We start from the raw sequence: 24,798 nt of genomic DNA, 5'->3' as shown, positions 1-24,798 counted from the left end.
GCGTCGGTCGCTATCGTCGGTGGCATGGAGGACTGGACCGAGCAGGCAGCGGAGGCGCTGGACAGGCTGACCGAGTCGGGACTCGGCGCTCCCTGGGTCGGCACCGCTCGCATCCTGTCGGCGACGCCGCCCTCTTCTCGGCGGCGCTACCAGAGCTGCACGGTCGAGTTGGCCCTCGCCGCGGAGGGCTTCGAGGGCACGACGGCGTCGGCCGAGGTCGTGATCGACACCCGGTATTGGCCGCAACCCGGCACGGTTCTGCCGGCGCGGTTCTCCCGCGCGCTCCCCCGCACGATCGACGTGGACTGGGAACGGCTGCGCTCAGCGCGGTGACAGCGACGGCGCTTCCGGGATGCCGAACACGTGCCTGAGCGCGCTGCGCGCCGCCCACCATCCGCCGAGCCCGTGCACACCCGGACCGGGCGAGGTCGACGCCGAGCACAGGTAGACCCCCGGAAGTGGCGTGCGCCAGGGGTCGCGGCGCAGCACGGGGCGTTTGAGTAGCTGCGCGACGTCGGGACTGCCCGCGGCGATGTCACCGCCGGGGTAGTTCGGGTTGTGGCGCGCGAGGTCGACGGCGGTGCGCGAACGGGCGGCGAGGATCGTGTCGCGGAATCCGGGGGCGAACCGTTCGATCTGGGCGACGACGGCCTCCTCCCGGTCGGCGTCGCTGCCGGCGGGCACGTGGGTGTAGGCCCACAGCGTGTGCGCGCCGTCGGGGGCGCGCGTGCGGTCGAAGAGCGAGGGCTGCGAGATGAGCACGTACGGGCGCTCCGGCATCCGCCCGTGCACGACGTCGTTCTCGGCGGCCGCGATCTCCGCCCGGGTGCCGCCCAGGTGCACCGTGCCGGCCTGCGCCACCGCGGGATCGGCCCACGGGACGGGCGCGGACAGCGCGAAGTCGACCTTGGCGACGGCGGCGCCGTAGCGGAACCGGCCGAGCGCCTCGCGGTACGAAGGCGGCAGGTCGTCGCCGGCGATGCGCAGAAGCGCCGCGGGTGTGACGTCCAGCAGCACCGCGCGAGCCGGTGGCAGTTCCGCGAGCGAACGCACCTCGTGGTCGCGGACGACCTCGACCCCGTGATCGCGAAGGTCCGCCACCATCGCGTCGACGATCGCCTGACTTCCACCGATCGGGATCGGCCAGCCGTGCGCGTGTGCGTAGGCGCCCAGTGCCAGCCCGGCCCCGGATGCGGCGAGGCTCGGCTGGGGCAGGATCGAGTGCGAGGCCACGCCGGTGACGAGGGCGGGCGCCGCGTCCTCCCGGAACCGCCACCCCCACAGCCGTGACCCCTGGTCGAGCACGCGCACGCCGAATCGCGCGGCGAACACGGGGTCGGCGGGGACGCGCAGCAGCGGTCCGCCGGTCAGCTCGGCCAGCTGGCGGGTGTTCTCGGCGAGCGGGCGCATGAGCCGCGCGTAGGCGGCGCCGTCGCGCCCCAGCTCCTCAGCCGTGCGGTCGAGGTCCCGGTAGGCGAGCGCCGCACGCCCGCCGTCGAGGGGATGCGCGAATGAGAGTTCGGGGACGACGAAGTCGACGCGTTCGGTGAGGCCGAAGGACCGGAAGAAGGCGGACTCGAACGCGAGCGGATGCACGGCCGAGCACACATCGTGGAGGAACCCCGGCAGCGTCAGCCCCGCCGAGGACGCGCCGCCGCCGAGTGTCGCGGCGCGCTCGTAGACGCGGACGGAGAGTCCGGCCCTGGCGAGGGTCACGGCGGCGGCGAGTCCGTTCGGACCAGACCCGACCACGATGACATCGAGATCGCTCACTCTTCGATCATCCCCCTCTCGCGGCCCGACCCTCCGCCAGGAACGCCAATCGTTGCAGGGTCTCGGCGTTACGCAGGTGCAGCGGGGGGTTCAGGATCCACCGCGGGATCCATGCTCCGGGGCCGGCGACGGCGTCCTCCGTGATGCGAACCAGGCATCCGTCCTCGCTCGGTCGCACCTCGATCACGACGCGCGCCTCCCCCATCGGCCAGCCGCGCGCACGGAGCACGATCCGCCGCGGCGCGTCGTACTCGCGCACCTCGGTGGTGTCGTCGATCAGCACGGGCCAGACGCCGAACGAGTGGTGCAGCTGCGCCCCTTCGGCCGGCCAGGCATCGTCGACCGACCGCATCCGGGAGGCTCCGACCACCCACGAGGGGTACAGCCAGCCGTCCGCCATCACGGCGAAGACCTCTTCGGGCGTGCAGGACATGCGACGGACATTGCGTGACATGGGCGGCCTCCGATCGTCGTTGCGTCACGCTAAGCACGACCGCTGCGAGCTTCGACGGGGTTGCCTCCCGCGGCTGCGGCCGCTATCCGACTCTCGCTGTGGCACGCTGGGGACATGCGGATCGCAGTGACGGGATCATCGGGAAAGCTCGGACGCGTGGTCGTTCGCGAACTGGCCGCGGCCGGACACGAGGTCATCGGCCTCGATGTCGTCGGCGAGCGCGGACCCGGCTTCGTGCAGGTGGATCTGACCGATTACGGACAGGTCGTCGACGCGCTCGGGTCGGTGAACGACCAGCACGACGGCGTCGATGCACTCGTGCATCTGGCCGCGGTTCCCGCACCGGGCCTGCGCGCGGACGTCGCCGTCTTCCACAACAACATGACGGTGTCGTTCAACGTGCTGCACGCCGCGACCCGGCTCGGCATCCACCGGATCGTCACCGCGTCGAGCGAGACCGTGCAGGGGCTCCCCTTCGATGTTCCGCCGCCCTACATCCCCGTCGACGAGGATTACCCCGCGCGTCCCGAGTCGGTGTACTCCCTCGTCAAGCACCTCGAGGAGCGGATGGCGATCGAGCTGGTGCGCTGGCACCCGGAGCTGTCGATCACGGCGCTGCGCTTCTCGAACGTCATGGTCCCCGAGGATTACGCCGAGTTCCCCTCCTTCGACGGCGACGCCCGGCTGCGCAAGTGGAACCTGTGGAGCTACATCGATGCCCGCGACGGCGCGCAGGCCGTGCTCCGCGCGCTCGAGACGGCTCCGACCGGCTTCGACCACTTCCTGATCGCCGCCGCCGACACGGTGATGTCGCGCCCCAACGCCGAGTTGGTGGCCGAGGTGTTCCCGGACACCGAGGTGCGGGGCGAGATGGGCGTGAACGACAGCCTGTTCTCCACGGCGAAGGCGCAGCGCCTGCTCGGCTACGCGCCGCAGCATTCCTGGCGCGATCACGCCTGAGGCTCAGGACTCCGGCTGCACCGGCTTGCTCATCTGCACGGCCGTCACGCCGAAACCGAGGGACTCGTACAGCCGGCGGGCGCGCTCGTTGAAGCCGAAGACGTTGAGCGCGAGCTCTCGCGCGCCCCGCTCGGCGACATACCGCTCGGCCAGGAGCATCGCCGCCCGCCCGTAGCCGCGCCCGCGATACGGTTCGTCGATCTCGACGTCCCACACCCACCACACGCCCTCGTTCCCGCGCGGATGCGGGCCCAGCCACATCACCCCGACGCGGCGACCCGCCGCCTCGACGTGGAGGACGTCGTGTCCCGCGGCGGGAAGCCCACCGGGGAAGAGCTCTGTGTACGACTCGGCGGCGATGCGCTCGGCGGTGGCACGGTCATCGCCGGCGCGCACGCGCTCCTCGGTGTACGCGCGATGCTGAACGGCGATCCAGGCGGGGAACTCGTCGTCCGAGAAGCGGCGGAAGGTGACGTCGACCATGCCTTCATCATCGCGGCCGCGGTCCTGGCGAGCGCTCGAACCGATGAACCCGGACCGGATCGGCGGCGAGGCACCGCACTACTGCAGCCGAGTGTTCAGCGCTCATGCGAGAAGGCGCAGATCCTCGATCGGCACGACGAGGCCGCCGTCGATCCAGACCAGAGACATCCCGCTCGGAAGTGCACTGATCGCATCTGACAGGTCGAGGATCTCTTTGGGATTCTGCGCGTCACGGGCGACGAGATCGAGCATGTTCGCATCGCCCGGTGCACTGTCACGGATGGCGACCAGCACCGCCGTGAGCGTCTGCGTCGAGATCGGTTCGTCTCCCGACACCCGGACGACGACGGTGAGCTGCGTCGTCACACCCGACAGGCTCGTGCTCACAGTACTCGCCCGCTCCACCCGAGGATCCGAGGCCGCGACGGCATCGTAGACGGCCTGGAACTCCTGAGTACTCGCCGATGGCGTCGATGCGTCGCCGGATGCCGGTGCAACCGCAGCGCACGCCACGGTGCTGCCGGCGAATGCCACCGCGAGTGCCACCGCACCGACGGCGCGGTGAACGGATGAATCTCTCGCCGTCATCCTGTTCCCCCTCGTTGGCCTCTCGAGATCGTATCTCCGAGCCCGCCTCGGGCTTGTGATGTCGCCGAGTCCAGCCCGCCGGCGATGTCGGAGGCCCTGCCTACTGTGAAGGTATGTCCAACGAGGCGCCCCTCTTCGAAGAGGACCCCGACGCGTCGTTCGCGCGCGACGTCGAGAGGGCACCGCTCGAGCCCGAAGACGCGGTCGATCGCGTGGTCGAGGTCTCCGCGATGCTCTCCGTCTTCGCCGCCGAGCAGGTGTGGGCGATCTCCGAGATGCGCGCCGACGCGCACGCCGAGGCGAAGCGCGCCGGCCGGAACGATCGGGGCATCGTGGAGCGCTCGCTGCGCCTCGAGCTCGCGCAGGCGATCGGAGCCACCGAGGCTGCGGCAGACCGCCTGATCGCCCACGCCGTGGCGCTCGTCGAGCGGTACCCCGAGACCCTCACCGCGCTGAGCCGCGCGCAGATCACCCAGCGGCACGCCGAGGCTCTCGTCGACGTCGTCGATCGCGCCGAGCCGTGGCTGCGCGAAGAGCTGGCCCCGCTCGCGCTCGAGCTCGCCATGCGCCTCCCCATCGGTGTCTTCCGGCACGCCGTGCGCCGTCTCGTCGACGATGCCCGTGCCGCCACGCTGTCCGAGCGGCAGCGCGAGGCGCTCGACACGCGTCGCGTCGCAGTCGACGACGACCGCGACGGAATGGCGTGGCTCACGGTGTACCTGCCCGCCGTCGAGGCGAGGGCGATCTTCGACCGCCTCACCCGCACCGCCGCGGCCCTCATCGCCGCGGAGCCGGCCGCATCCGAGGCCGCCGAGAGCTCCGTGGGCGACGAGGCGAATCCGCAGCGCACACTCGATCAGGCACGCGCCGATGTCGCGGCCGACCTCTTGATCGATGGCGAGGTGCCGCAACACGGCGAGCAGGCGCGAGGCATCCGCGCGACGGTCGCGGTCACCGTACCCGCGCTCACCCTTCTCGGCGCGAGCGAGGTGCCGGCCGTCGTCGACGGCGTCGGCCCGGTCCCCCTCGCGAAGGCTCGCGAGCTGTGCGGCGGGGCAGACGGATGGATGCGCGTGCTGACCCACCCCGAGACGGGCCTCGTCCTGTCGGTCGGGCGCACGCAGTACCGACCGCCGGCGAGCCTGCGACGGCTCGCACGGTGGCGCAGCGCGCGGTGCAGCGCTCCGGGGTGCATGGTTCCGGCGAATCGGTGCGAGATCGACCACACCATCGCGTGGGAGCACGGGGGTTCGACCGCGGCCGACAACCTCGCCCCGCTGTGCAAGGGGCATCACACCGTCAAGCACCACGGCGGATGGAAGGTACGGCAGTTCGCGGATGCGTCCACCGAATGGACGAGTCCGACGGGCCGCATCTACACCGTTGTACCGGAGCGACGCACGCCCACGTTCGTTCTGGATGCCTCGCCGCCAGGCGACCCGCCGTTCTGAAGGCCCCACGCCAACGTCCGACACCTGTCGAGGCCCCTTCCACCCGCGGGGTCCGACAGACCTGCCATGCTCGACGCATGGTCGCGGCCACGGCGACCGCATCCGTGCTCCGGAAGAGGTCCGCATGCTCGAGACGCGTCTGCCCTACGAAGCCTGGCAGCCCACCAAAGAGACCCTGCACCGGTTCGTGCAGGTGGTCGGCAAACTGCGGCTCGCGCGCAGCGTACGGCGCAACCACTGGTGGAACGTGCCGTTCCACCTCACCGGCACCGGGATCACGACACGTCCGATGGGCGCCGACCCGACCTTCGCGATCGACTTCGACTTCATCGATCACCGCCTGGAAGTGGCGACGAGCGACGGCGACCGCACGTCGTTCTCGTTGCCGGGACTCTCCATCGCAGACTTCCACGCCCGTCTCATCCGTGCCCTCGACGGCGCGGGCGTCGACGCCACGCCGATCCTCGCGGCGACGCCGTTCGACCTGCCCGATGCCGCCCGCCCGTTCCGCGACGACACCGAGCACGACGCCTACGACCCCGCATCCGTCACGGCGTACTGGCGGCTGCTCTCGGATGCCGGCCTCGTCCTCGAGGAGTTCTGCGGTCGTTTCAGCGGCAAGACGAGTCCCGTTCACCACTTCTGGCACACGTTCGACATCGCCGCGACCCGCTTCTCCGACACCGTCGTGCCGCACACCGGCCAAGCCGACAGCGTCACCCGCGAGGCCTACTCCCGGGAGGTCGTCTCATCGGGCTTCTGGTTCGGCGACAGGAGCGTGCCCGAGCCCGCGTTCTACTCCTACACGTCACCGGAGCCGCCCGGCATCGCACAGCGCCCGCTCCCCGAGGGAGCGCAGTGGCTGGATCGCGGCACCTCCCATCTCGCCGTGTACCCGCTCGCGCGCGCCCAGACGACGGGTGACCCGCGAAAGGCCGCGCTCGACTTCTTCGAGGCCGCGTATCGCGCCGGGGCGGAGCTGGCCGGATGGGACATCGCGCGCTACGCCTGCGTCGACGGCGTGACCGACCCGTTGCGCGCCGCCGTCCGCGGCTGAGTGCACGCCACCGCTCCCGCGCGGATGCGGCAGGATGGTGCTGCGCGCGAGGGATGGGGGCCCGAGATGACGACGCACGACGACCCGACCGATCAGCTGGTCCCGTTCGCCGACCTGCTCGACGCAGGCGGGGAGGATCCGCCACCCGTCGATCGTCGGCTGCGGCGACGACGTCGCTGGATCGTGGCGATCGTGCTGCTGATCCTTGTGGCACTCCCCCTCGCGGCGGGCGGCGGCTACACGATCTGGGCGCTGAACGCACCATTGCCCGCCCCCGAGACGACCGCCGAGAAACCGTCGGTGTCGACGCCCGGAGCGGCCGGCATCACGATGCCGACGGAAGGCGCGTCGGCGCTGAGCGTGTCGGGTGCAGACGCCTACCTCGGCACGGGAGCCGGCGGCATCTGGACCTCGAGCGGCGGCGATGACGCGCGTCCGCTGGCCAGTATCAGCAAGCTCATCACGGCACTCGTCGTGCTCGACGCGTCGCCGCTCAGCGGGCCGGATGACCCCGGGCCCACGATCACGTTCTCGAAGGCCGACCACGACCTGTACGACGAGTACTACGTGCAGGGCGCGACGATCCTCGCCATGCCGGCCGGCAGTTCGATGTCGCTGCGCGACGCGCTCACGGCGATGCTGCTCCCCTCCGCGAGCAACTACGCGGACGCCGTCTCCACGTGGGCGTTCGGCTCGCGCAGCGGATTCCTCGCGGCCGCGCGCACCTGGCTCGACGCGCACGGGATGACGGGCACCACGATCGTGGAGCCCACGGGGATCAGCGCGCGCAACACCGGTACGCCCGGCGACCTCATCACCCTCGGCAAGCTGGCCGCATCCGAGCCGACCATCGCCGCGATCGCCGCGATGCCGTCCGCGTCGCTGGGCGAGCTCGGCACCGTGAGCAATACGAACAACCTCCTGGGCGTCGACGGGATCACCGGCCTGAAGACGGGGAACCTCGGACCCGACAACTACAACCTGCTGTACACGTCGACGCTGGATGTGGGAATCGGCGCGCCGCTGCACATCACCGGCGTCGTGCTCGGGGTGTACTCCCGCGGCACGGTGGACAGCGTCGTGCGTGCGCAGCTGCAGAGCATCCGCGACGGGTTCCACGCGGTGCAGCTCGCCGAGGAAGGACAGCAGATCGGTTCCCTGTCGACCCCCTGGGGTTCACGTGCAGCCCTTGTCGTCGCCTCGGCCCCCAGCATCCTCACCTGGTCGGACACCGCGATCACGGTCGACATGGACGTCTCGGAGCCCACGACGTACACCGACGGCGAGGCCGTCGGCACCATCACCTGGACCGCGGGGCCCAACACCACGACGGCCGACGTCGTCGTGTCGGGCGACATCGAGCCGCCGACCGAGTGGTGGCGCCTCACGCACCCGGGGCAGCTCGGCGGCGACTAGGCCACGATCTCGCGGAGCGCGTCCACGATGCGGGTCGCCCGGTGATCGTCGACGGCCTCCATCCAGTTCGTGACGAACGAGAAGCCGACCCTGCTGTCGAGATCGGCGAACGCGACCTGCCCGCCCGCGCCGTCGTGGCCGAAGCTGGACGGCCCGAGGTACCGCCGCGCCGCGGAGTCGAGCTGGAACCCCGCGCCCCAGCGCGGCCACGGCGGCGGCGCGTCGAAGAACGGCGCCCCCGCCGTACGCTCGCGTGTGGCCGCGACGACGGTGTCGTCGTCGAGCAGACGCACCCCGTCGGTCTCAGCCACCGTCGCCGACCACATCGCGGCCACGGCGCGTGCCGTCGCGACGACGCCGGCACCCGGGATGACGGCGGCCTGCATGGCCGGCGTGTTGAAGCCCTCCGCCTCCCCGACGAGCGTGGACGGCAGGGCGCCGCCGAGCGTCATGGCACGGTCGCCCCAGTCGACGACTCCCGGCACGCGCTGAGCCGCCTGCTGTGCCACGAGGCCCTGGAGCGTAGCCCCCACGAACAGGTGCGCAGCCGAGCCGGCGCGCTCGGCCGGCAGGCCGAGCCACGCATCCGCGCCCAGCAGCTCGGCCATCTCACGGAACGCGACGGCAGCGGGACGACCGCTCGCCCGGCGCACGATCTCGCCCGATATCCAGCCGTGCGTCAACGCGTGGTACGCCCATGCCTCCCCGGGCTTCCACAGCGGTTCCTGCGCCGCGAGCAGCGCGGCGACGCCGTCGAAGTCGAGCAGATCCTGGGTCGTGAGGTCGACGCTCAACGCCGGCACCCCCGCACGGTGAGCCAGCGCGTCACCGACCGTCACCGCATCCTTGCCGTGCTGGCCGAACTCCGGCCACAGCGCGGCCAGGGGGCCGTCCAGATCGACGCGTCCGGATGCGGCGAGCCGCGCAACGAGGATCGACATCAACCCCTTCGAGCAGGAGAAGACCACCGACGGGGTGTCACGTTCCCACGGGCGGTCGATGCGTGCGTCCGCGGACCCGGCCCAGACATCGACGACGCTGCGACCATCGACGCGGATCGCCAGAGCTCCCCCCATCCGCGGAAGCCCGTCGAACGCCGCCGCGAAGGCGTCGCCGATCGCTTCGAAGCCCGGGGCGACGTGCCCGTTGATCCCGATCATGCTGCGATCTCCTCCACGACGAGACGGTCGTTCTCCCACCGCACCGGAAGCGGATCCGACAGCGCGCCCACGAAGGCGCCGTCCGTGCCGATGTTCTCGAACGCGAGCATCACATCGCGCCCCGCCGCATCCTGCGTGATGCGACCGCTGTAGAGCTTTTCGCTCGCGACGAGCACGGCCCGGTCCACCGGGTAGGGCCCGAGCGGATCGTCGAGGGCCACCGCCCAGATCCCGCCGCGCTCACCGGTCCGTGCGCCGGCCAGATGCGCGGAATCGCAGGAGAAGATGAGCGCCCATCGGCCGTCGACCTGCACCAGCTGCGGGACCTCGAGGTGCGCGAAGCCCGCACCGGGAACGCTGAGCGGCGGGCCCACCTCCCAACGCGACAGGTCGGCCGAGCGGGCGTGGCCGATCACCCCGGTGTCGCGCTCGCCATCGCCCAGGGCGCGCGCGGTGACGAGCATGTGCCATCCGTACCCGGCGGGGTCGGCGAAGACCCACGGGTCGCGCCACGCCTGTTCATGCCAGGTGCCGTCGCCGAGCGTCTCGTACCATCGCGGGTCTGCGGCGACGACGACGGCATCCTTCGTCCATGCGCCCGGCTCCGATGCGGAGGCGGCCAGCACCGTCTCCACGTTCGTGTGCGCCGCGGGGTCGAGGAACCGTGAGCCCGTGTAGAACATCCGCCACGTCTGCGCCTCGCGGACGACGCTGCCCGTCCAGGTGGCCGTCGCGTCCGGCGCGTCCCCGCCGGACGGTCGCAGCACCGTGCCGTGCACGGTCCACGTGCGCAGGTCGGTCGAGGTGGCGTGACCGACCGTCGCATTGCGGTGACGCAGGTCGGGGTCTCCGAGCGAGGTCGGCGCCTGCAGGAAGTACATGTGGTGGGCGTCGCCGTCGCGGGCGAACCAGAAGTCCCAGACCCATTGGTCGGGCAGCGTGAACGTCACAGAGTTCTCCTCGTGAATGGGGAAGGGCCGCTCAGCCCTTGACGGCGCCTTGCACCAGCGCGCGGATGAACTGCCGCTGGAAGATGAGAAAGAGCACGACCGCGGGCGTGATGATGATCAGGGCTCCCGCGTTCAGCAGCGGGATGCTGAGCGAGTACTGCCCCTGGAAGAAGGTCAGCGCACCGGCGACCGTCCGCTGCAGCGGGTCGGCGATGAGCACGACCGGCAGCAGGAACTGGTTCCACGTCCAGATGAACAACAGGATCGCCAGGGCGGAGAGCGCGGGCATCGCGAGCGGGAGCTGGATGCTGCGGAACTCGCGCCAGAGCGACGCTCCGTCCACCCGGGCCGCCTCGGAGAGCTCCCTGGGCACGTTGATGAAGTGGGCCCGCATCCAGAACACGCCGAACGGCATGTACAGCCCGATGAGCGGGAAGATCACCGCCCACGGGGTGTTCACGGTGCCGAGCGACTGCGCCTGGTAGTAGAGCGGGATGATGAGGGCCTCGAACGGGATCGTCAGGCCCAGGATGAAGAACACCAGCACTCCGCGGCCGAAACGCACCTGGAGCGATCCGAGCGCGAACCCTGCGAGGGTGGCGGCGATGAGGCTCGCCGGCACGACTCCGAGCACGATGAGCATGCTGGAGCCCATCAGCTGCCAGACGTGGCCGGTCTCGAACGCCGTGGCAAAGTTGCCCCACTGCGGGTCGGTCGGCCAGGTGAGGCCGGTCGGGTTGCGATCGGCGGGCTGCAGGGCGGCGGAGAACATGCTGACCAGCGGCAGCACGGTGACGATCACCGCCACGCTGAGCAGGAGGTAGCCGAGCACACGCTCGGTGCGGCTGGCGATCACGAGTCGCTCGCTCTCGAGAGTCGTTGGATGGGCAGGACGACGACGAGCACCAGCACCATCAGCACGATGCCGAAGGCGGATGCGAGGCCGACGTCGCTCTGGGTGAACCCGATGCGGAAGATGGACAGGCCGGGAACGAGGGTGGCCCGGCCAGGCCCGCCCTGCGTCGAGGTGTAGATGATGTCGAAGCTGGACAGCGCGGCGATAACGGTGACGGTCACGAGCACGGCGATCTCCTGGCGGAGCCCGGGGAGGGTGATGGTGAAGAACTCGCGCCACCACCCGGCGCCGTCGAGCCGGACCGCCTCGTAGAGCGAGACGTCGATCTTGCCGAGGCCGGTGAGCAGCAGCACGGTGCACAGCCCCGTCAACACCCACGATCCGATGAGACCGACCGCCGGAAGAGCCGTGCCGTAGTCGGCGAGCCAGGGGCGGGTGATCCAGCCGAGCCCCAGCCATCCCAGGATCTGGTTGACCGCGCCGGTCTGCGCGTACATCCAGGACCAGGCGATACCCGCTGCGGCCAGCGGGATGATCTGCGGGAGGAAGAGCACCGTCTGCGCCGAGGCGGCGAACGCCTTCGACCGCAGTCCCCGGATGAGGGTCGCGAGCACGAGACCCGCCCCCACGGGGATGATCGTGAAGAACGCGATCAACACGAAGGCGTTGCGGATGGCACCGAGCAGGTCGGGGTCGGTGAAGACGGTGAGGTAGTTGTCCACGCCCACCCAGCGGGCGACGCCGATGCCGTTCCAGTCGTAGAACGAGTACTGCACCCCCTGGATGAGGGGCCAGACGACGAACGACACGTAGGCCGCGAGCGCCGGCACGAGCAGGAGCCAACCGGCGAGCGTCCCGCGCCGGGCGGCCGCCTTGGCAGCGGCCCGGCGCGGGGGTGCGGTCGTCGCCGCGGCGGTGCCGTCGGGTCGGGGTGCCGCCACAGCGGCGACCGCACGGTCGGTCATTTGCCGCCGACCTCCTTCTCGTAGAACGCCTGCACGCGGTCCACGAACTCCTTGCCCGTGATCTGGCTCGTCACCAGCAGCTGCGACTCGGGGATGATCGATCCGGCGTAGATGCCGGCGGTCGTGTTGGCCATGAAGTCGACCTGGCCGTTCTCGGCGCCGATCTGCGCGGACATCGCGAGCGCATCCTCGATGAGCGAGCCGGACTCGACCTTCGGCTGCTCGAGCGACGGGTCGCCGCCGGGCGAGGCGCCGGTGACGTCCACGATGATCTGGCGCGCGGTCGGGTCGGTGTGCACCCAGTTGAGGAAGTAGACGATCTCGTTCAGGTGCGCCGACTTGGCTGCGACGGAGAAGGAGTTCGCCGCACCCATGGCGACGTGGTCGCCTCCGGCCTCCGCCGGCGGGACGAGGAAGAACGACACGTCGGAGCCGAGAGCCTTCTGGTAGTTCGCCGCCTCCCAGTTGCCGTTGAAGGTGAACAGACCCTCGCCTTCACCGAAGCGGCTCGTGAAGGTGAAGTAGTCGATCGCGTTGATGTCGGACGGGAAGTAGCCCGCATCCGCCCACTTGCGCACGAGCTCGGCACCCTTCACGTTGCCCTCTTCGTCGTAGCGGGCGCCCGGCTCGTTGAACATCCACGACAGGAACTGGTCCTTGTCCACGTACTGATTCATCGCCGCCTGCACGACGAAGTTGACGACGCCGTCCTTGTCGCCGGCCATGATCGGCAGGATGCCGGCGGCCTTGGCCTTGGCCATGTCGTCCTCGAGCTCGGCGAGTGTCTGCGGCGGCGCATCGATCCCGAGCTGGGCGGCCAGCTTGTCGTTCATGTAGATGCCGGTGATGCTGTAGCCGAGGCCGAGCTGGTACAGCGAGCCCGAGCCGCGGATGCCGTCCTCGCTCATCCGCAGCGGTGCGAGCTGCGAGGCGGGCCACGCATCCCAGCCGTAGGCGTCGAAGTAGGGGTCGAGATTGGCGACCAGGCCGTCACGCACCGTGTCACCCAGGGTGGGGAGGCGGATGAGGTCGGGCGGTGTCGCGCTCGCGAGCAGCTTCGGGGCGTTGGCCGTCAGGTTCTGGAACGTGTCACGGGTGATGGTGAAGGTCACGTTCGGGTGCTGCTTGGTGAACTCCTCGGTCAGCTTGTCGGTGACCGGGAAGCCTGTCTCGTCGGCGATCGTCAGCTCGACCGGGTCGGAGGTGAGCTCGGTCGAGACGGTGACGTCGTTCTGGGCGGCCGGTGCGGCGGCTCCCGGCGCGCAGGCCGTCAGAGCGGCTGCGGCGAGGCCGGTGATCGCCAGCAGGGCGACCGGCCCTGAGCGACGCAGGCGGCGGTGCGGTGTCGTAGTCATGGGCGACTCCTTTGTCTGTGGTGCAAAACACGGCTCCGGATGACGGGAACATCGGGTCACGTTCTCGCCGATCCGGTTGCTGAATGGATTTAGCACGCACATTGTGCGCATACTGGGTCCCCAGTGTCAATGTCCGCTCCGCGTACGCTGGGGGAGCATTCAAGGAGGTGTGCGTGGGGAAGCGAGTCACCCTTGCGGATGTCGCGCGCAAAGCCGGGCTGTCACCGTCCGCCGCATCGATGATCCTCAACGGCCGCCCCGACACCCGCTTGTCGGCCGATGCCCATGAGCGCGTGCACGCCGCCGCATCCGAGCTCGGATACCGACCGAACGTCGCCGCCAGGGCGCTGCGCACCGACACCACCCACACGATCGGCTTCGTCTCCGATCACGTCGCCACGACCCGCTTCGCGAGCGGACTCATCAAGGGGTCCCTCGAAGCGGCGGAGGCTGCGGGACACGTCGTGCTGGTCGCCGAGACCGGCGGTGAACCGGAGCGTGAGGTCGAAGCCGTCTCGGCGCTGCTGGATCGTCAGGTCGACGGCATCATCTTCGCCTCCATGCGGGCGCGGGAGACCTTCGTGCCGCCCTTGCCCTCCCGCACGCGCATCGTGATGCTCAACGCGACAAATGACGTGCACACCTGCAGCGTGCTCCCCGACGAGGAGACCGGCGGGCGCCGGGCGGTCGAGCTGCTCGCCGACGCCGGCATCACCGACGGCATCGTGCTGCTCGGCTACGACGCCGAGGCGGAGCGCGACGTGTTCCGCTCCGAGACGGTCGCATCCCGCATCCGCGGCATGTCCGAGACGCTCCGCGAGCGCGGCATGACGCTCGCACGCTCGGAATCCATCTGGCTGTGGGAGCCCGCGAGCGGCCACGAGGTGATCTCACGCCTGCTGAGCGAGGGCGAGCGCCCGAAGGCGATCATCTGCCTCAACGACCGGCTGGCCTTCGGTGCCTCGCAGGCGCTGGCCGAGGCCGGCATCGGCATCCCGGACGACGTGTCGCTCGTCTCCTTCGACAACGACGAGCTCGCGGCCTACCTGCGACCGGGCCTCACCACCATCGGGTTGCCGCACGAGGAGATGGGCCGTCGCGCTGTCGAACTCCTGCTCGAGCCGGACGGCCCGCCACCCGGCATCCACCTCGTGGAGATGCCGGTCGTCGTGCGCGCCTCCGTCCGGTCGGCGACCCTCGGCTAAGCGCCGGCGGGCGAATAGCCGATCAGCCAGGTCACGCCGAACGCGTCGCGCACCTGTCCGTCGACATCGCCCCACGGTCGCTCCCCCATGGCCTCGATGACGGTTCCTGTTGCGGCGAGCGCGTCGAACCATCGCCGGGACGTCGCCGCGTCGCCGGCGCCCAGGAGCGCGAAGAGCACGCCGTGCACCTGGACGGATGCGGCGCCGTCGGCCGCATCCGAACCGAACAGGTCGACGGGACCGCGCAGCTCGCCGTGCGCGATCCACGACGGCGCGCCGTCCTGGCGGCCGAACTCGGCGAAGGTGTGGAGCTCCAGCTCACCGCCGAACACGTCGCGGTAGGTCTTCAGCGCGTCCGCGGCGATGCCGGCGAACTGCAGGTACGGGACGGGGGCGGCCATTCCGGCAGGCTACCGTCCGCCCCCGACCCGCCACACGATCAAACGAGCCAGGCGCGCTCGTCGCCGCTGAAGCGGTTGACGGCGGCCGGGGTGGACGTCGCACGCTCGTACATGCGCGCGAGTCCGGGCATCACCGCCTCGTTGCGCTCGTCGAGGCGGTCCTGACGGTCGATGATCTCGTCGAGACGCTCGGCGAGCTCGGCCCGTGCGGCGCGCTCGTCGACCGTGATCACCTCGCCGCCGGCGACGACCACGCGCCCCTGCACCATGACGATGTCGATCGAGGAGCCGTTCTCGGAGTAGACGAGCTGCAGGTCGAGCTTCTGACGGGGCGTGAACGACATGGTCTCGAGGTCGTAGATCACGAGGTCCGCCTGCTTGCCGACCTCGAGCGAGCCCACGACGTCGTCGAGCACGGCGCTGCGCGCTCCTCCGATCGTGGCCGCGGCCAGCACCTCGGCGACCGTGGGCCACTGCCTGATGTCCGGCTCGGTGACCTTGTGCAGCAGAGCCGCGGTCTTTACGACATCGAGCATCCGCGGCGAATCGCTGCTCGAGCAGCCGTCCGTGCCGAGGCCCAGGTTGACGCCCGCGTCCTGCAGCTTGCGCCACGCGGCGATCCCCGACCCGAGCTTGAGGTTGGAGATGGGATTGTGGGAGATCGAGGTGCCCGCCGCAGCGACCGTCTGCATGTCGGCATCCGTGAGCCAGATCCCGTGGGCGAGCGTCGTGTTCGGTGAGAGCGCACCGATCGACGCCATGTAGGAGACGAGGCTCCCGCCGTACGACTCGTCTCCGGTGACCAGTTGCGTCTTGGTCTCGAGCACGTGGATGTGGCACTCCGCCGCGAACTCGAGCGCCATCTCGGTCGCCCCGGTCAGCAGTGCCGGCTCGCACCGCTGCGGGGCGGAGGGCGCGACCATGAACCGTAGCCGGCCGTTCGCGCGACCGTGGTGCGCGGCGAAGGCCTCGCGGGCGAACCTCAGATACTCCTCGGTGGACGGCACGTGTACGGAGCGGATCTCGCGCACCACGTCGTCGGGCAGGTACTCCTCGGCGAAGGGCACCGTGTCGAGGAAGGGCCGGTTGATGACGTGTCCCGAGACGTTCGCCCGCACGCCCAACTGCTCGTAGGCGTCGAAGACCGCGGCGAGCTGCTCGTGGTCCTGCCCCGGGGTCTCGAGCACGTCGTCGACGAGCGTCGTGACCCCCGCCTTGACCGACTCGATGCCGAAGAGGGTCGTGCGAAGACGCACGAGGTCCGGCGCGACCCGGCTGTCGCCGAGGATCGGATACGACATCGCCATCCACATCTCCAGCGGCAGATTGTCGTAGCGACCCTTGTAGAGCATCTCCCAGGAGTGGGTGTGCGCGTTCACGAAACCGGGTGCGACCAGGCGGTCACGCCCCTCGATGATCTCGTCGCCAGGCTCGGGCTCGAGGTGCTCGCCGATCGCCATGATGACGCCGTCGGCGATGCGGATGCTGCGCACCAGCGGGGTGCTGCCCGAGATCGGGTCCATGGTGATGACGTGGGCGTCGCGGATGAAGGTGCTCATGGTGGTTCTCCGTCGAGGGGTGGGGCGAGGCGGGGCGGGGATCCTCAGCGGGCGGATACGGTCTCGCGGGGCTCGGCCGCATCGGTGAACTGCTGCGCCTCGATCCAGCGCTTGTGGCTGGTTCGGGCCAGCAGCCAGTAGGTGAGGCCGGCGGCGACGCCGCCCGTGAGCCAGGAGATGTCGAGACCGCCGAGCGCCTGCGAGCCGAGGCCCTGCAGCGCCGGCACCATCCCGTTCAGGAACAGCCAGGTGAAGACGATCCCGACGAAGAAGGCGATCAATGCGCGCGGGTTGACGTCGGGCAGACGCGTCGATCCGACGGCGTCGAACAGGTGGTCGAACCGGCGCGAGCGGCGCTCGAAGATGCCGTAGTGCACGAGCATGATCGCGCCCCACGTGGCGACCCAGCCGACCACCCCGACCAGCCACGCGTCGAGGGTCTGGGCCGCATCCTCCTGGAAGATGAAGAAGACGGCGGCAGCGAGCGAGAGCACGCCGACGAGGATGTTGAGGGCCTTGCGGCCGACCTTGAGATCGAGCGCCTGGGCGGCGACGCTGAAGCTGTAGATGTTGAGCACGTTGGTCGCGATGGGCCCGTGCAGCACGAGGAGCAGGACCGGGATCGCGAGGGCGCCGAAGTTCTCGACGATGAGCTGGCCGGGATCGACCGTGCCGTTCTTCGTCGCGAGGGACGCTCCGAGCAGACCGAGCCAGATGACGGGGATGAACTGCCCCAGCGCACTGGCGAGATAGAGCTTGCGACGGGGCACGCTCGTGCTGATGAAGCGCGAGTAGTCCGCCGCGTAGGTCAGCCAGGTGATGCCCCAGCCGATGCCGATGGCGGTCATCACGGCCGACATCGCGACGATGCGGTCGCCACCGGAGAGCTCCGCGCCGGCGGGACCCGCGTAGCCCCAGTCGATGTCGAGGAAGAACCACGCGACGATCGACATGATCACCAGCACGAGCACGGTCGGGGGCACCGTCCATCGCTCGAACGCCGCGATCGCCTTGTATCCGGCGAGCGCCACGCCCACCTGGATCGCCATGATGAGGGCGGCGATGCCGATCTTCCAGCCGATGTTCGCCTGGGTCGGATCCAGCCATCCCAGCTCGCCGAGCAGGGCCGTCACGAGGTCGAGGACGATCCACGTGTTGACGGCGCACCATCCGATGACGACGACCGCCTGGATCACCGAAGGCAGGTAGTTGCCGCGGCGGCCGAACACGGCGCGGCCGAGGAGCATGCCGGTGACGCCGGTCTTCTGACCGAACAGGACGAAGATGCCGAACAGGCCCATGCCGATCAGGTTGCCGATCACGAGCACGAGCATCGTGTCGAGCAGGCTGAGACCCATGCTGATGCCGAGGGCTCCCAGCACCCAGTTGATGGGAGCGATGTTGGCCCCCATCCAGATCCAGAACTGGCCCGACACGCGGGTCGTACGGGCGGACTCGGCGATCGGCTGGAGCGTCTCTTCGATGTCGTGCGGGCTGGCAGAAGACATGGGCGGTGTCCTTCTCGCGAGGTGGAGCGATCAGTGGAGCGGGTCGCCACCCAGCATGCGGCGGCGGTGTTTCCGCGCTCGCGGCGCTCTGTAAACTCGCGGTCACGGCGAATGGACAGAATGTATGCCCCTCCTGCTCGATCAGATCCTCGCGGACGCCGTCGTCCAGAAGACCGAACCCGAACTCGTCTGCGGCATCGCATCCGAGGTGGATGTGCGCTGGGTGCACGCGAGTGAACAACTCGACATCGCGCCGCTCCTGCGCGGCGGGGAGCTCATCCTCATGGAGGGGGTCAACCTCGTCTCGGCGGATGCGGCCCAGCTGCGCACCTATGTCGACACCCTGGTCGCACGCGACATCGCCGCGCTCGCCGTGGAGACGACGCCCCGCCTCCCCCGCATCCCCGAGGCGCTCATCGCGCACGCGGAGGCGAGCGGCCTGCCCGTGATCCACCTGCGACGCCGGGTGCCGTTCGTGCAGATCTGCGAGAGCATCAACAGCCAGCTCGCCGACGTGAGCCTGCGGCGCCTGCGCATCGCCGATCGGATCTCCCTCGCCCTCTCCGAGGCGATCGAGAACCTCGCGAGCATCGACCAGTTGCTCGCCCTCATCCGTGATCAGGCGAACTCGTCGGCGCAGCTCACGTCGCTGTCCGGTCAGACACTGGGAGTCGCGCTCGTCGACGCCGATACGCCGTCGCTCGGCATCGAGTACACGGCGCCGGTCTCGTTCGGCGGCACGGTCGTCGCCACACTGACGCTGCGCCCGGCGGCGGACGCCGACATCCACCTCATCTCGGGCGCGCTGTCACGGGCGCCCGAGATCCTCGCCATCGCGCTGCTGCGCACGCATCCGCTCTCTCCTCACGATCGGCGCCGCAGCCGCTTCATCTCGCTGCTGGCCTCGAGCGGGCCGCGCACCTCCGCCGCCGAGCACGCGCGTGAGCTCACGACATTGGCCGTGCGGCTGGGGTTCGAGCCCGACGACCGGTTCATCCCGTTCGTCGTCGAACTCGACGACGCCTCGAACGTCACGGCCGTGCAGGACGCGATCGCCGGGATCTCGCCGCGTTCGACCGGGCAGTTCGCCGACGGCCAGTACGTCGGAATCGTGGGGTTCGCCCCGTCAAGGGACGCGCAGAACGTGCGCGGCGCGGTGACGGATGCGCTGCGCCGCCTCGCCGCTCGCGGCGGAGTGCGCGCCGCGGTCGGACCCACCAGCGCGAGCGTGGACCGGGCCGTGCGAGCCGTGCGTTCCGCGAGGGAGAGCGTGCCGTACACGTCGGATGCGGATCCGGTGGTGGATGCGGCGAGCATCGCCGTGACGCGGCTCTGGCCGCTGTTGTCGCAGATCGAGCCGGTCGTGGAGTTCATCGACGAGCAGATCGGCGCCCTGCTCGATCGGGACGCCGTCGCGCACGGCGAGCTGTTCGACACGCTGCGCGCATTGGCGGCGAACCTCGGCAGCAAGACGGATGCGGCCGCATCCCTCGGCATCCATCGACAGACCTTCTACCAGCGCTTCGAGCGCATCACCGGCGTCCTCGGTCCGCTCGAGCCGGGGTCGGCGCGGATCGGCGCGGTGCTCACCGCGGTCTTCCTCGAACAGGCACGGCGCCAGGCCGCAGCTGCGGCCGAGGCGAAGCAGGACGCTCCGAGGAGCCCGAACGCGTGACGGTGGGGTCAGTCCTGCTCCTCGCGCACGATGGCGGCACCGGCGGTCAGCGCGCTGAGCTTCGCGAGCGCCACGTCGCGTGGCAGCGGCGCCATGCCGCAGTTGGTGCTGGGCATCAGCTTGTCGGCGTCGACGTAGCGCAGCGCGTCGCGGAGGGTGTCGGCGACCTCCTCGGGCGTCTCGATCTCGTCGGTGGCGACGTCGATGGCGCCGAGCATGACCTTCTTGCCGCGGAGGAGCTCGATGAGCTCCATCGGAACGCGGGAGCCGTGGCTCTCGAGCGACACGATGTCGATCGCCGAACCCTGCAGGAGCGGGAAGGACTCCTCGTACTGACGCCATTCGGTGCCCAGCGTCTGCTTCCACCGGGTGTTCGCCTCAATGCCGTAGCCGTAGCAGATGTGCACGACGGTCTCGGCCCGCAGCCCCTCGGCCGCACGCTCCAGCGTCGCCACTCCCCAGTCGCGCATCTCATCGAAGAAGACGTTGAAGGCCGGCTCGTCGAACTGGATGACGTCGATGCCCGCCGCCTCGAGCTCTCTGGCCTCCTCGTTGAGGATGACCGCGAACTCCCACGCCAGCTTCTCGCGGCTGGCGTAATGGCGGTCGGCGAGCGTGTCGATCATCGTCATGGGGCCGGGAAGCGCCCACTTCAGGGGGCGGTCCGTCTGCTGGCGGAGGAACCGCGCGTCGTCGACGAAGACCGGCTCGGGCCGGCTCACGGCGCCCACGACGGTGGGCACACTCGCGTCGTAGCGGTCGCGGATGCGCACCGTCTCGCGGCGCTCGAAGTCGACACCGGCGAGGTGCTCGATGAAGGTCGTCACGAAGTGCTGCCGGGTCTGCTCGCCGTCGCTGACGATGTCGATGCCGCGGCGCTGCTGCTCCTGCACGGCGATGCGCAACGCATCCTGCTTGCCCTCGACGAGGGCCTCACCCGTCAGTTCCCATGGCGACCAGAGAACCTCGGGCTTCGCGAGCCACGAGGGCTTCGGGAGGCTCCCGACGATCGCGGTCGGCAGCAGTGCGGGCGTGTCTGCGCGGGTCATCGCGCGAGCGCCGGCTCGAGACCGGCCCACCGTGCGAGCACATCGCCGTAGGGCGTCAGGAAGTGCTCGGCGGCGTAGGTGCCCTGTGTGATCGCCAGCTGCGCGCGCTCGACGCGGTCGTAGTCGACCCGCGTACGCGAGAAGTCGCCGTGCTCCAGGCTCGGGCGGTAGACGCTACCTGCCGCCGCGTTCGCGTTGTAGATCTCTGGGCGGTAGATCTTCTGGAAGCTCTCCATCGTGCTGATCGTGCCGATGAGCTGCAGATTGGTGTAGTCGTTGGCCAGGTCGCCGCGGAAATAGAACGCGAGCGGCGCCGCGCTGCCCGCGGGCATGAAGTAGCGCACCCGCAGCCCCATCCGGGAGAAGTACTCGTCGGTCAGCGAATAGTCGCTCTGGAGGTACTCGACACCGAGCACCGGATGCGTGTTGTCGGTGCGGCGGTACGTCTTGCTCGTCGAGACGCTGATGCAGATCACCGGGGGCGCCTCGAAGCGCTCACGATAGGCGTCCGAGTCCAGGAACGCCTGGAACAGCGCGCCGTGCAGGACACCGAAGTCGTCGGGCACGGTGAACGCGCCGGCATCCGCGGTGACGGCGGGAAGACGCACGCTGAAGTCGTAGTCGCGGACGTAGGACGAGAAGTTGTTGCCGACGATCCCGTGATGCCGGATGCCGGTGTGCGAGTCGCGGATGTGGACGTCGAGCACCTCGAGCAGCGGGAAGTGGCGCTCCTCCCCGTCGACGACCAGCGCCGCATCCACCGAGACGATCTCGAGCTCGATGGCGTACCGGTCGCCGTTCGGGTTGTCCCACCGGGCGAGGTCGTTGCACCGGCGATCGATCATCGTGAGCACGCTGCGGAGATTCTGCTGCCGGTCCTCCCCCCGGGCGAGGTTGGCGAAGTTCGTCGTGGCACGGGAGTCGGCGGAGGGCGAGTAGTCCTCGTCGAACGGTGTCGTGGAGATACGGAACGTGAGCTCGTTCGTCATGCGCAGCCAATCGGGTTCTCGCGCGGCGGGTGGGTCGCGGGGGTGTCGTGCCATCGTGCCGAGGATCTGAACCCATCGGGTAATTCGACGTGACTATGCGCTCCTATAGCCTTCGTCTATGGCAAAGACCTCCGCGGGCATCTCGCTGCAACAGCTCCACTACTTCGTGGAGGTGGCGGCGGAGGGATCCATCTCCGCCGCGGCCGATCTGCTCTACGTCTCGCAGCCCACGATGTCGGCGGCGATGAAGGACCTGGAGGCCCGCGTCGGACGGGCCCTCCTCATCCGGTCGGCACGGGGCGTGACGCTCACCGCCGACGGCACCGAGTTCCTCGGCTACGCACGGCAGGTCGTCGAGCAGGTCGCGCTCCTCGAACAGCGCTACCTCGGCCGGCCGCCGGCCCGACGCCTGCTCGGCGTTTCCACGCAGCACTACTCGTTCGCCGTGGACGCGTTCGTGCGGATGGTGAAGAGCTTCGGCGCGGCCGAGTACGAGTTCTCGCTGCGTGAGACGCGCACGTGGGACATCATCGAGGACGTCCGCACGCTCCGCAGCGAGATCGGCATCCTGTACCGCGATGACGTCAACCGGAACGTCATCAACAAGCTGCTCCGCGATGCGGGGCTGGCCTTCCATCCGTTGTTCTTCGCCGAACCGCACATCTTCATCTCGCGGAAGAACCCGCTCGCCGCCCGGGGTCGCGCAACGCTCGACGACCTCGCCGATCTGCCGCGACTCACCTTCGATCAGGGCGCGAACAACTCGTTCTACCTCGCCGAGGAGATCCTCTCCACCCTCTCCGCGAAGCAGGAGATCCGGGTGTCCGATCGCGCGACCATCTTCAACCTCATGATCGGGCTCGGCGGCTACACGATCTCCACCGGCATCATCAGCGACGACCTCGATCCCGAGATCGTCGCCGTCCCCCTCGAGGTTGACGAGAGGATCGAGATCGGCTGGATCGGTCAGGCCGCCCTCGGGCTCACCGAGCAGGCGCAGCGCTACCTCGACGAGGTGCGGGCCGTGGTGTCGAGCTTCGGTGTGGAGGTGTCGGGGTAGGGGCTATCCTCGCCCGCATCCACTCCTACGGAAGGATCCGATCGACGAGCTCATCCACGGCCGCCTCGACCGTGAGACCGGCGTCGAGCGGCACTGTGAGATGGTCGAGCAGGAGCCCGTCGATCGCGAAGTGGAGCAGTGCGATCTCGGTCCGCCCTCCGGGAAGCCCGGCGGCCTCGTTGAACGCGACGTCGTCGAGGAAGGCGCGCTGCCGCCAGGCTCCTAACGCCGCGGCGACAGCGGGCTTGCGCGCCGCTTCGAGCCGGAGCTCGAAGAGAGCGAGCGAGACGTGCGGGTCGGCGCTCAGGCGCCGCACCACGTCGCGCAGGTAGTCCGCGAACAGCACCTTGTCGGGTGAGCGGGAATCGCGTGACGCAATGGCGTCAGGGTCGGGAGTCAGCCGCTCTTCGATGCGATTCACCAATGCGGAGATGAGGTCTCCGCGTGTGGGGAAGTAATTGGACGCGGTGCCGCGGGGGGTGCCGGCGATGGCATCCACCGCCCGATGGGTGAGTCCCCTCGCTCCTTCTTCCGCGAGCACGCGGATCCCCGCGTCGGCGAGGGCAGAACGGCGTTCGTCGTTTCGAACCATGTCCCCATGCTAGCCAAACCACGACGCCTGCTGTAGTTTAACTACGACACCCGTCGTGATCGGAGTCGCTATGCGAGAGCTTTCCTACTACGTCGCCGTCAGCCTTGACGGCTTCATCGCCGACCCGGGCGGCGGGTTCGACGCCTTTCTCATCGAGGGCGATCACTCCTCGGTCCTCTTCGAGGAGTACGCCGACGCGCTGCCCGCGCACGCGCACGCGGCAATGGGCATCGAACCGCCGCGAACCAGATTCGACACCGTGATCATGGGGTGGAACACCCTCGCGCCCGCACTGGAGGCCGGCATCGACAGCCCCTACCCGCACCTGCGCCAGATCGTCGCCAGCCGCCGAGCGCGCGAGGTCGCACCGGCGATCTCGCTCACCGCCGATCCCCTCGCCACCGTCCGCAGCCTCAAAGAGGAAGACGGGCTGGGCATCTGGCTGTGCGGCGGTGGTGAGCTCGCGGGCACCCTGCTGCCGGAGATCGACCGTCTCATCCTGAAACGCCACCCCGTCGCGTTCGGGCGCGGGATCCCTCTCTTCGGCAACGCCCCCTACGCACCGCGCCCGTTCGATCTCATCCGCACTCGCGCCTTCGGCTCGGGCGTCGTCGTCGAGGAGTACGCGTCACCCGCGATCGTCTCCGCCGACAGAATGTCCCACTGACGAGGGCCTGCCCATGTGGGACAGCGAAGGCCTGCCCGATGCGACCGCATCGACGGCGAGGCCGTTGTGGTTCGGTTCGTGAACGATGCCAACACCACCGAGGCTCTTCCCCCGTTGTGGGTGAGCACGAGCATCGTTCGGTGGCTGTGACCGCGCACGACACGACGCTGTTTCCGACACCGCCCGAAAGGCCGACGACCATGACCGATCACGTTGCGACCAGCCTGGGGTTCGCCGTCCTCGTGACGCACAAGACACTTCCGGAGCGCAGGGATGAGGTGCGCGCCGTCTGGGAGAAGCACATGGCTCGCGCCGTCCAGAACAACCCCGGCCACCTCTCGCGGGGCAGCACCGACACGGTCGAGGCCTGGGCGTACGGCGATCAACTGGTCTACTTCAAGTCCGAGAGCGTCGCGCTCACCGAAGCCGCCGACGGCGGCGCGACGGAGTACGTCATCTCCGGACAGTCGGGCGAGGTTACCGTCGCCGCCTTGGGGCAGGAATCCTCTGACACGCCTCCGGATGTCGACGCCGCGATCAGGGATGCCAATCGATACGCCGGCAGACTCGACCTCAGGCTGAGGTGCGATCCGGGATTGTGACTGTCATCACGGCAAGATGAGCA

25 protein-coding genes are annotated in these 24,798 nt (G+C 69.6%); 10 read left to right on the top strand and 15 right to left on the bottom strand.

Annotated features, from left to right (window positions below; translation table 11 throughout):
- Positions 1 to 24 precede the first annotated feature (24 nt).
- Positions 25 to 333: a hypothetical protein gene (locus LXM64_RS03805; RefSeq protein ID WP_234074694.1), complete on the top strand. Its 309-nt coding sequence runs from the start codon at positions 25 to 27 to the stop codon at positions 331 to 333.
- Here LXM64_RS03805 and LXM64_RS03800 read toward each other — a convergent pair.
- Together LXM64_RS03800 and LXM64_RS03795 are read right to left on the bottom strand one after the other, a co-directional pair.
- Positions 322 to 1,773 carry a phytoene desaturase family protein gene (locus LXM64_RS03800; RefSeq protein ID WP_234074693.1) on the bottom strand — a complete coding sequence of 484 codons (1,452 nt, stop codon included), beginning with the start codon at positions 1,771 to 1,773 and terminating at the stop codon, positions 322 to 324. The genes LXM64_RS03805 and LXM64_RS03800 overlap by 12 nt on opposite strands.
- A gap of 7 nt (positions 1,774 to 1,780) precedes the next feature.
- Positions 1,781 to 2,227 carry an SRPBCC family protein gene (locus LXM64_RS03795; protein WP_137417879.1) on the bottom strand — a complete coding sequence of 149 codons (447 nt, stop codon included), beginning with the start codon at positions 2,225 to 2,227 and terminating at the stop codon, positions 1,781 to 1,783.
- A 114-nt stretch (positions 2,228 to 2,341) separates the two neighbouring features.
- On the opposite strand from LXM64_RS03795, the gene LXM64_RS03790 reads away from it, so the two are divergent.
- Complete coding sequence (locus LXM64_RS03790) at positions 2,342 to 3,187, top strand: NAD-dependent epimerase/dehydratase family protein (protein WP_234074692.1); 846 nt, start codon at positions 2,342 to 2,344, stop codon at positions 3,185 to 3,187.
- Between the two features lie 3 nt (positions 3,188 to 3,190).
- On the opposite strand, the gene LXM64_RS03785 is transcribed toward LXM64_RS03790, so the two are convergent.
- Complete coding sequence (locus LXM64_RS03785) at positions 3,191 to 3,670, bottom strand: GNAT family N-acetyltransferase (RefSeq protein WP_234074691.1); 480 nt, start codon at positions 3,668 to 3,670, stop codon at positions 3,191 to 3,193.
- A 102-nt stretch (positions 3,671 to 3,772) separates the two neighbouring features.
- Positions 3,773 to 4,258 carry a hypothetical protein gene (locus LXM64_RS03780; RefSeq protein ID WP_234074690.1) on the bottom strand — a complete coding sequence of 162 codons (486 nt, stop codon included), beginning with the start codon at positions 4,256 to 4,258 and terminating at the stop codon, positions 3,773 to 3,775.
- 113 nt (positions 4,259 to 4,371) lie between these two features.
- Here LXM64_RS03780 and LXM64_RS03775 point away from each other — a divergent pair, with 113 nt between their 5' ends.
- From LXM64_RS03775 to LXM64_RS03765, 3 genes are all read left to right on the top strand, one after another.
- Complete coding sequence (locus LXM64_RS03775; RefSeq protein WP_234074689.1) at positions 4,372 to 5,709, top strand: HNH endonuclease signature motif containing protein; 1,338 nt, start codon at positions 4,372 to 4,374, stop codon at positions 5,707 to 5,709.
- A 124-nt stretch (positions 5,710 to 5,833) separates the two neighbouring features.
- Positions 5,834 to 6,766, top strand: a complete 933-nt coding sequence (locus LXM64_RS03770) for a DUF5996 family protein (protein WP_234074688.1) — start codon at positions 5,834 to 5,836, stop codon at positions 6,764 to 6,766.
- Positions 6,767 to 6,832: 66 nt separating this feature from the next.
- Positions 6,833 to 8,182: a D-alanyl-D-alanine carboxypeptidase family protein gene (locus LXM64_RS03765; protein ID WP_234074687.1), complete on the top strand. Its 1,350-nt coding sequence runs from the start codon at positions 6,833 to 6,835 to the stop codon at positions 8,180 to 8,182.
- Here LXM64_RS03765 and LXM64_RS03760 read toward each other — a convergent pair.
- From LXM64_RS03760 to LXM64_RS03740, 5 genes are read right to left on the bottom strand one after another with little or no spacing between them, the layout of a single operon-like run.
- The gene (locus LXM64_RS03760) at positions 8,179 to 9,342 is read right to left on the bottom strand and encodes a serine hydrolase domain-containing protein (RefSeq protein WP_234074686.1); all 1,164 of its coding nucleotides are present in this window, start codon (positions 9,340 to 9,342) and stop codon (positions 8,179 to 8,181) included. The genes LXM64_RS03765 and LXM64_RS03760 overlap by 4 nt on opposite strands.
- Complete coding sequence (locus tag LXM64_RS03755; protein WP_234074685.1) at positions 9,339 to 10,292, bottom strand: glycosyl hydrolase family 32; 954 nt, start codon at positions 10,290 to 10,292, stop codon at positions 9,339 to 9,341. The genes LXM64_RS03760 and LXM64_RS03755 overlap by 4 nt, the downstream gene beginning before the upstream one ends.
- Positions 10,293 to 10,323: 31 nt before the next feature.
- Entirely contained in the window at positions 10,324 to 11,148 is an 825-nt protein-coding gene (locus LXM64_RS03750; RefSeq protein ID WP_137417886.1) for a carbohydrate ABC transporter permease, read from the bottom strand.
- Positions 11,145 to 12,113: a carbohydrate ABC transporter permease gene (locus LXM64_RS03745; RefSeq protein WP_234074684.1), complete on the bottom strand. Its 969-nt coding sequence runs from the start codon at positions 12,111 to 12,113 to the stop codon at positions 11,145 to 11,147. Before LXM64_RS03745 ends, LXM64_RS03750 begins: the two co-directional genes overlap by 4 nt.
- Positions 12,110 to 13,468 (bottom strand): ABC transporter substrate-binding protein, encoded by a 1,359-nt coding sequence (locus LXM64_RS03740; RefSeq protein WP_234074683.1) that lies wholly within the window; start codon positions 13,466 to 13,468, stop codon positions 12,110 to 12,112. Before LXM64_RS03740 ends, LXM64_RS03745 begins: the two co-directional genes overlap by 4 nt.
- A gap of 173 nt (positions 13,469 to 13,641) precedes the next feature.
- On the opposite strand from LXM64_RS03740, the gene LXM64_RS03735 reads away from it, so the two are divergent.
- A complete protein-coding gene (locus LXM64_RS03735; RefSeq protein WP_234074682.1) occupies positions 13,642 to 14,673 on the top strand; it encodes a LacI family DNA-binding transcriptional regulator in 1,032 nt (343 codons plus the stop codon).
- Here LXM64_RS03735 and LXM64_RS03730 read toward each other — a convergent pair.
- From LXM64_RS03730 to LXM64_RS03720, 3 genes are read right to left on the bottom strand one after another with little or no spacing between them, the layout of a single operon-like run.
- Positions 14,670 to 15,074, bottom strand: a complete 405-nt coding sequence (locus tag LXM64_RS03730; RefSeq protein WP_137417889.1) for a VOC family protein — start codon at positions 15,072 to 15,074, stop codon at positions 14,670 to 14,672. The genes LXM64_RS03735 and LXM64_RS03730 overlap by 4 nt on opposite strands.
- Positions 15,075 to 15,112: 38 nt before the next feature.
- A complete protein-coding gene (locus LXM64_RS03725; protein WP_234074681.1) occupies positions 15,113 to 16,633 on the bottom strand; it encodes an amidohydrolase family protein in 1,521 nt (506 codons plus the stop codon).
- Between the two features lie 44 nt (positions 16,634 to 16,677).
- Positions 16,678 to 18,141 (bottom strand): purine-cytosine permease family protein, encoded by a 1,464-nt coding sequence (locus tag LXM64_RS03720; protein WP_234074680.1) that lies wholly within the window; start codon positions 18,139 to 18,141, stop codon positions 16,678 to 16,680.
- Positions 18,142 to 18,265: 124 nt separating this feature from the next.
- Between LXM64_RS03720 and LXM64_RS03715 the strand changes: the two genes are divergently transcribed.
- Entirely contained in the window at positions 18,266 to 19,816 is a 1,551-nt protein-coding gene (locus LXM64_RS03715) for a PucR family transcriptional regulator (protein ID WP_234074679.1), read from the top strand.
- A gap of 8 nt (positions 19,817 to 19,824) precedes the next feature.
- On the opposite strand, the gene LXM64_RS03710 is transcribed toward LXM64_RS03715, so the two are convergent.
- Both LXM64_RS03710 and LXM64_RS03705 read right to left on the bottom strand, forming a co-directional pair.
- Positions 19,825 to 20,865 carry a methionine synthase gene (locus tag LXM64_RS03710; protein WP_234074678.1) on the bottom strand — a complete coding sequence of 347 codons (1,041 nt, stop codon included), beginning with the start codon at positions 20,863 to 20,865 and terminating at the stop codon, positions 19,825 to 19,827.
- Complete coding sequence (locus LXM64_RS03705; protein ID WP_234075531.1) at positions 20,862 to 21,854, bottom strand: putative oxygenase MesX; 993 nt, start codon at positions 21,852 to 21,854, stop codon at positions 20,862 to 20,864. The genes LXM64_RS03710 and LXM64_RS03705 overlap by 4 nt, the downstream gene beginning before the upstream one ends.
- 118 nt (positions 21,855 to 21,972) lie before the next feature.
- Between LXM64_RS03705 and LXM64_RS03700 the strand changes: the two genes are divergently transcribed.
- Positions 21,973 to 22,914, top strand: a complete 942-nt coding sequence (locus tag LXM64_RS03700; protein ID WP_234074677.1) for a LysR family transcriptional regulator — start codon at positions 21,973 to 21,975, stop codon at positions 22,912 to 22,914.
- 25 nt (positions 22,915 to 22,939) lie between these two features.
- Here LXM64_RS03700 and LXM64_RS03695 read toward each other — a convergent pair whose 3' ends face one another.
- Positions 22,940 to 23,506, bottom strand: a complete 567-nt coding sequence (locus LXM64_RS03695; RefSeq protein WP_234074676.1) for a TetR/AcrR family transcriptional regulator — start codon at positions 23,504 to 23,506, stop codon at positions 22,940 to 22,942.
- A 70-nt stretch (positions 23,507 to 23,576) separates the two neighbouring features.
- On the opposite strand from LXM64_RS03695, the gene LXM64_RS03690 reads away from it, so the two are divergent.
- A complete protein-coding gene (locus tag LXM64_RS03690) occupies positions 23,577 to 24,173 on the top strand; it encodes a dihydrofolate reductase family protein (protein WP_234074675.1) in 597 nt (198 codons plus the stop codon).
- 140 nt (positions 24,174 to 24,313) lie between these two features.
- Positions 24,314 to 24,775 carry a hypothetical protein gene (locus LXM64_RS03685; protein ID WP_234074674.1) on the top strand — a complete coding sequence of 154 codons (462 nt, stop codon included), beginning with the start codon at positions 24,314 to 24,316 and terminating at the stop codon, positions 24,773 to 24,775.
- Positions 24,776 to 24,798 lie beyond the last annotated feature (23 nt).

Source organism: Microbacterium binotii (assembly GCF_021398715.1).
GTDB lineage: Bacteria > Actinomycetota > Actinomycetes > Actinomycetales > Microbacteriaceae > Microbacterium > Microbacterium binotii_A.
Note: the sequence above shows the minus strand (reverse complement) of the source record. Positions and strands in the feature narration are given on the sequence as shown.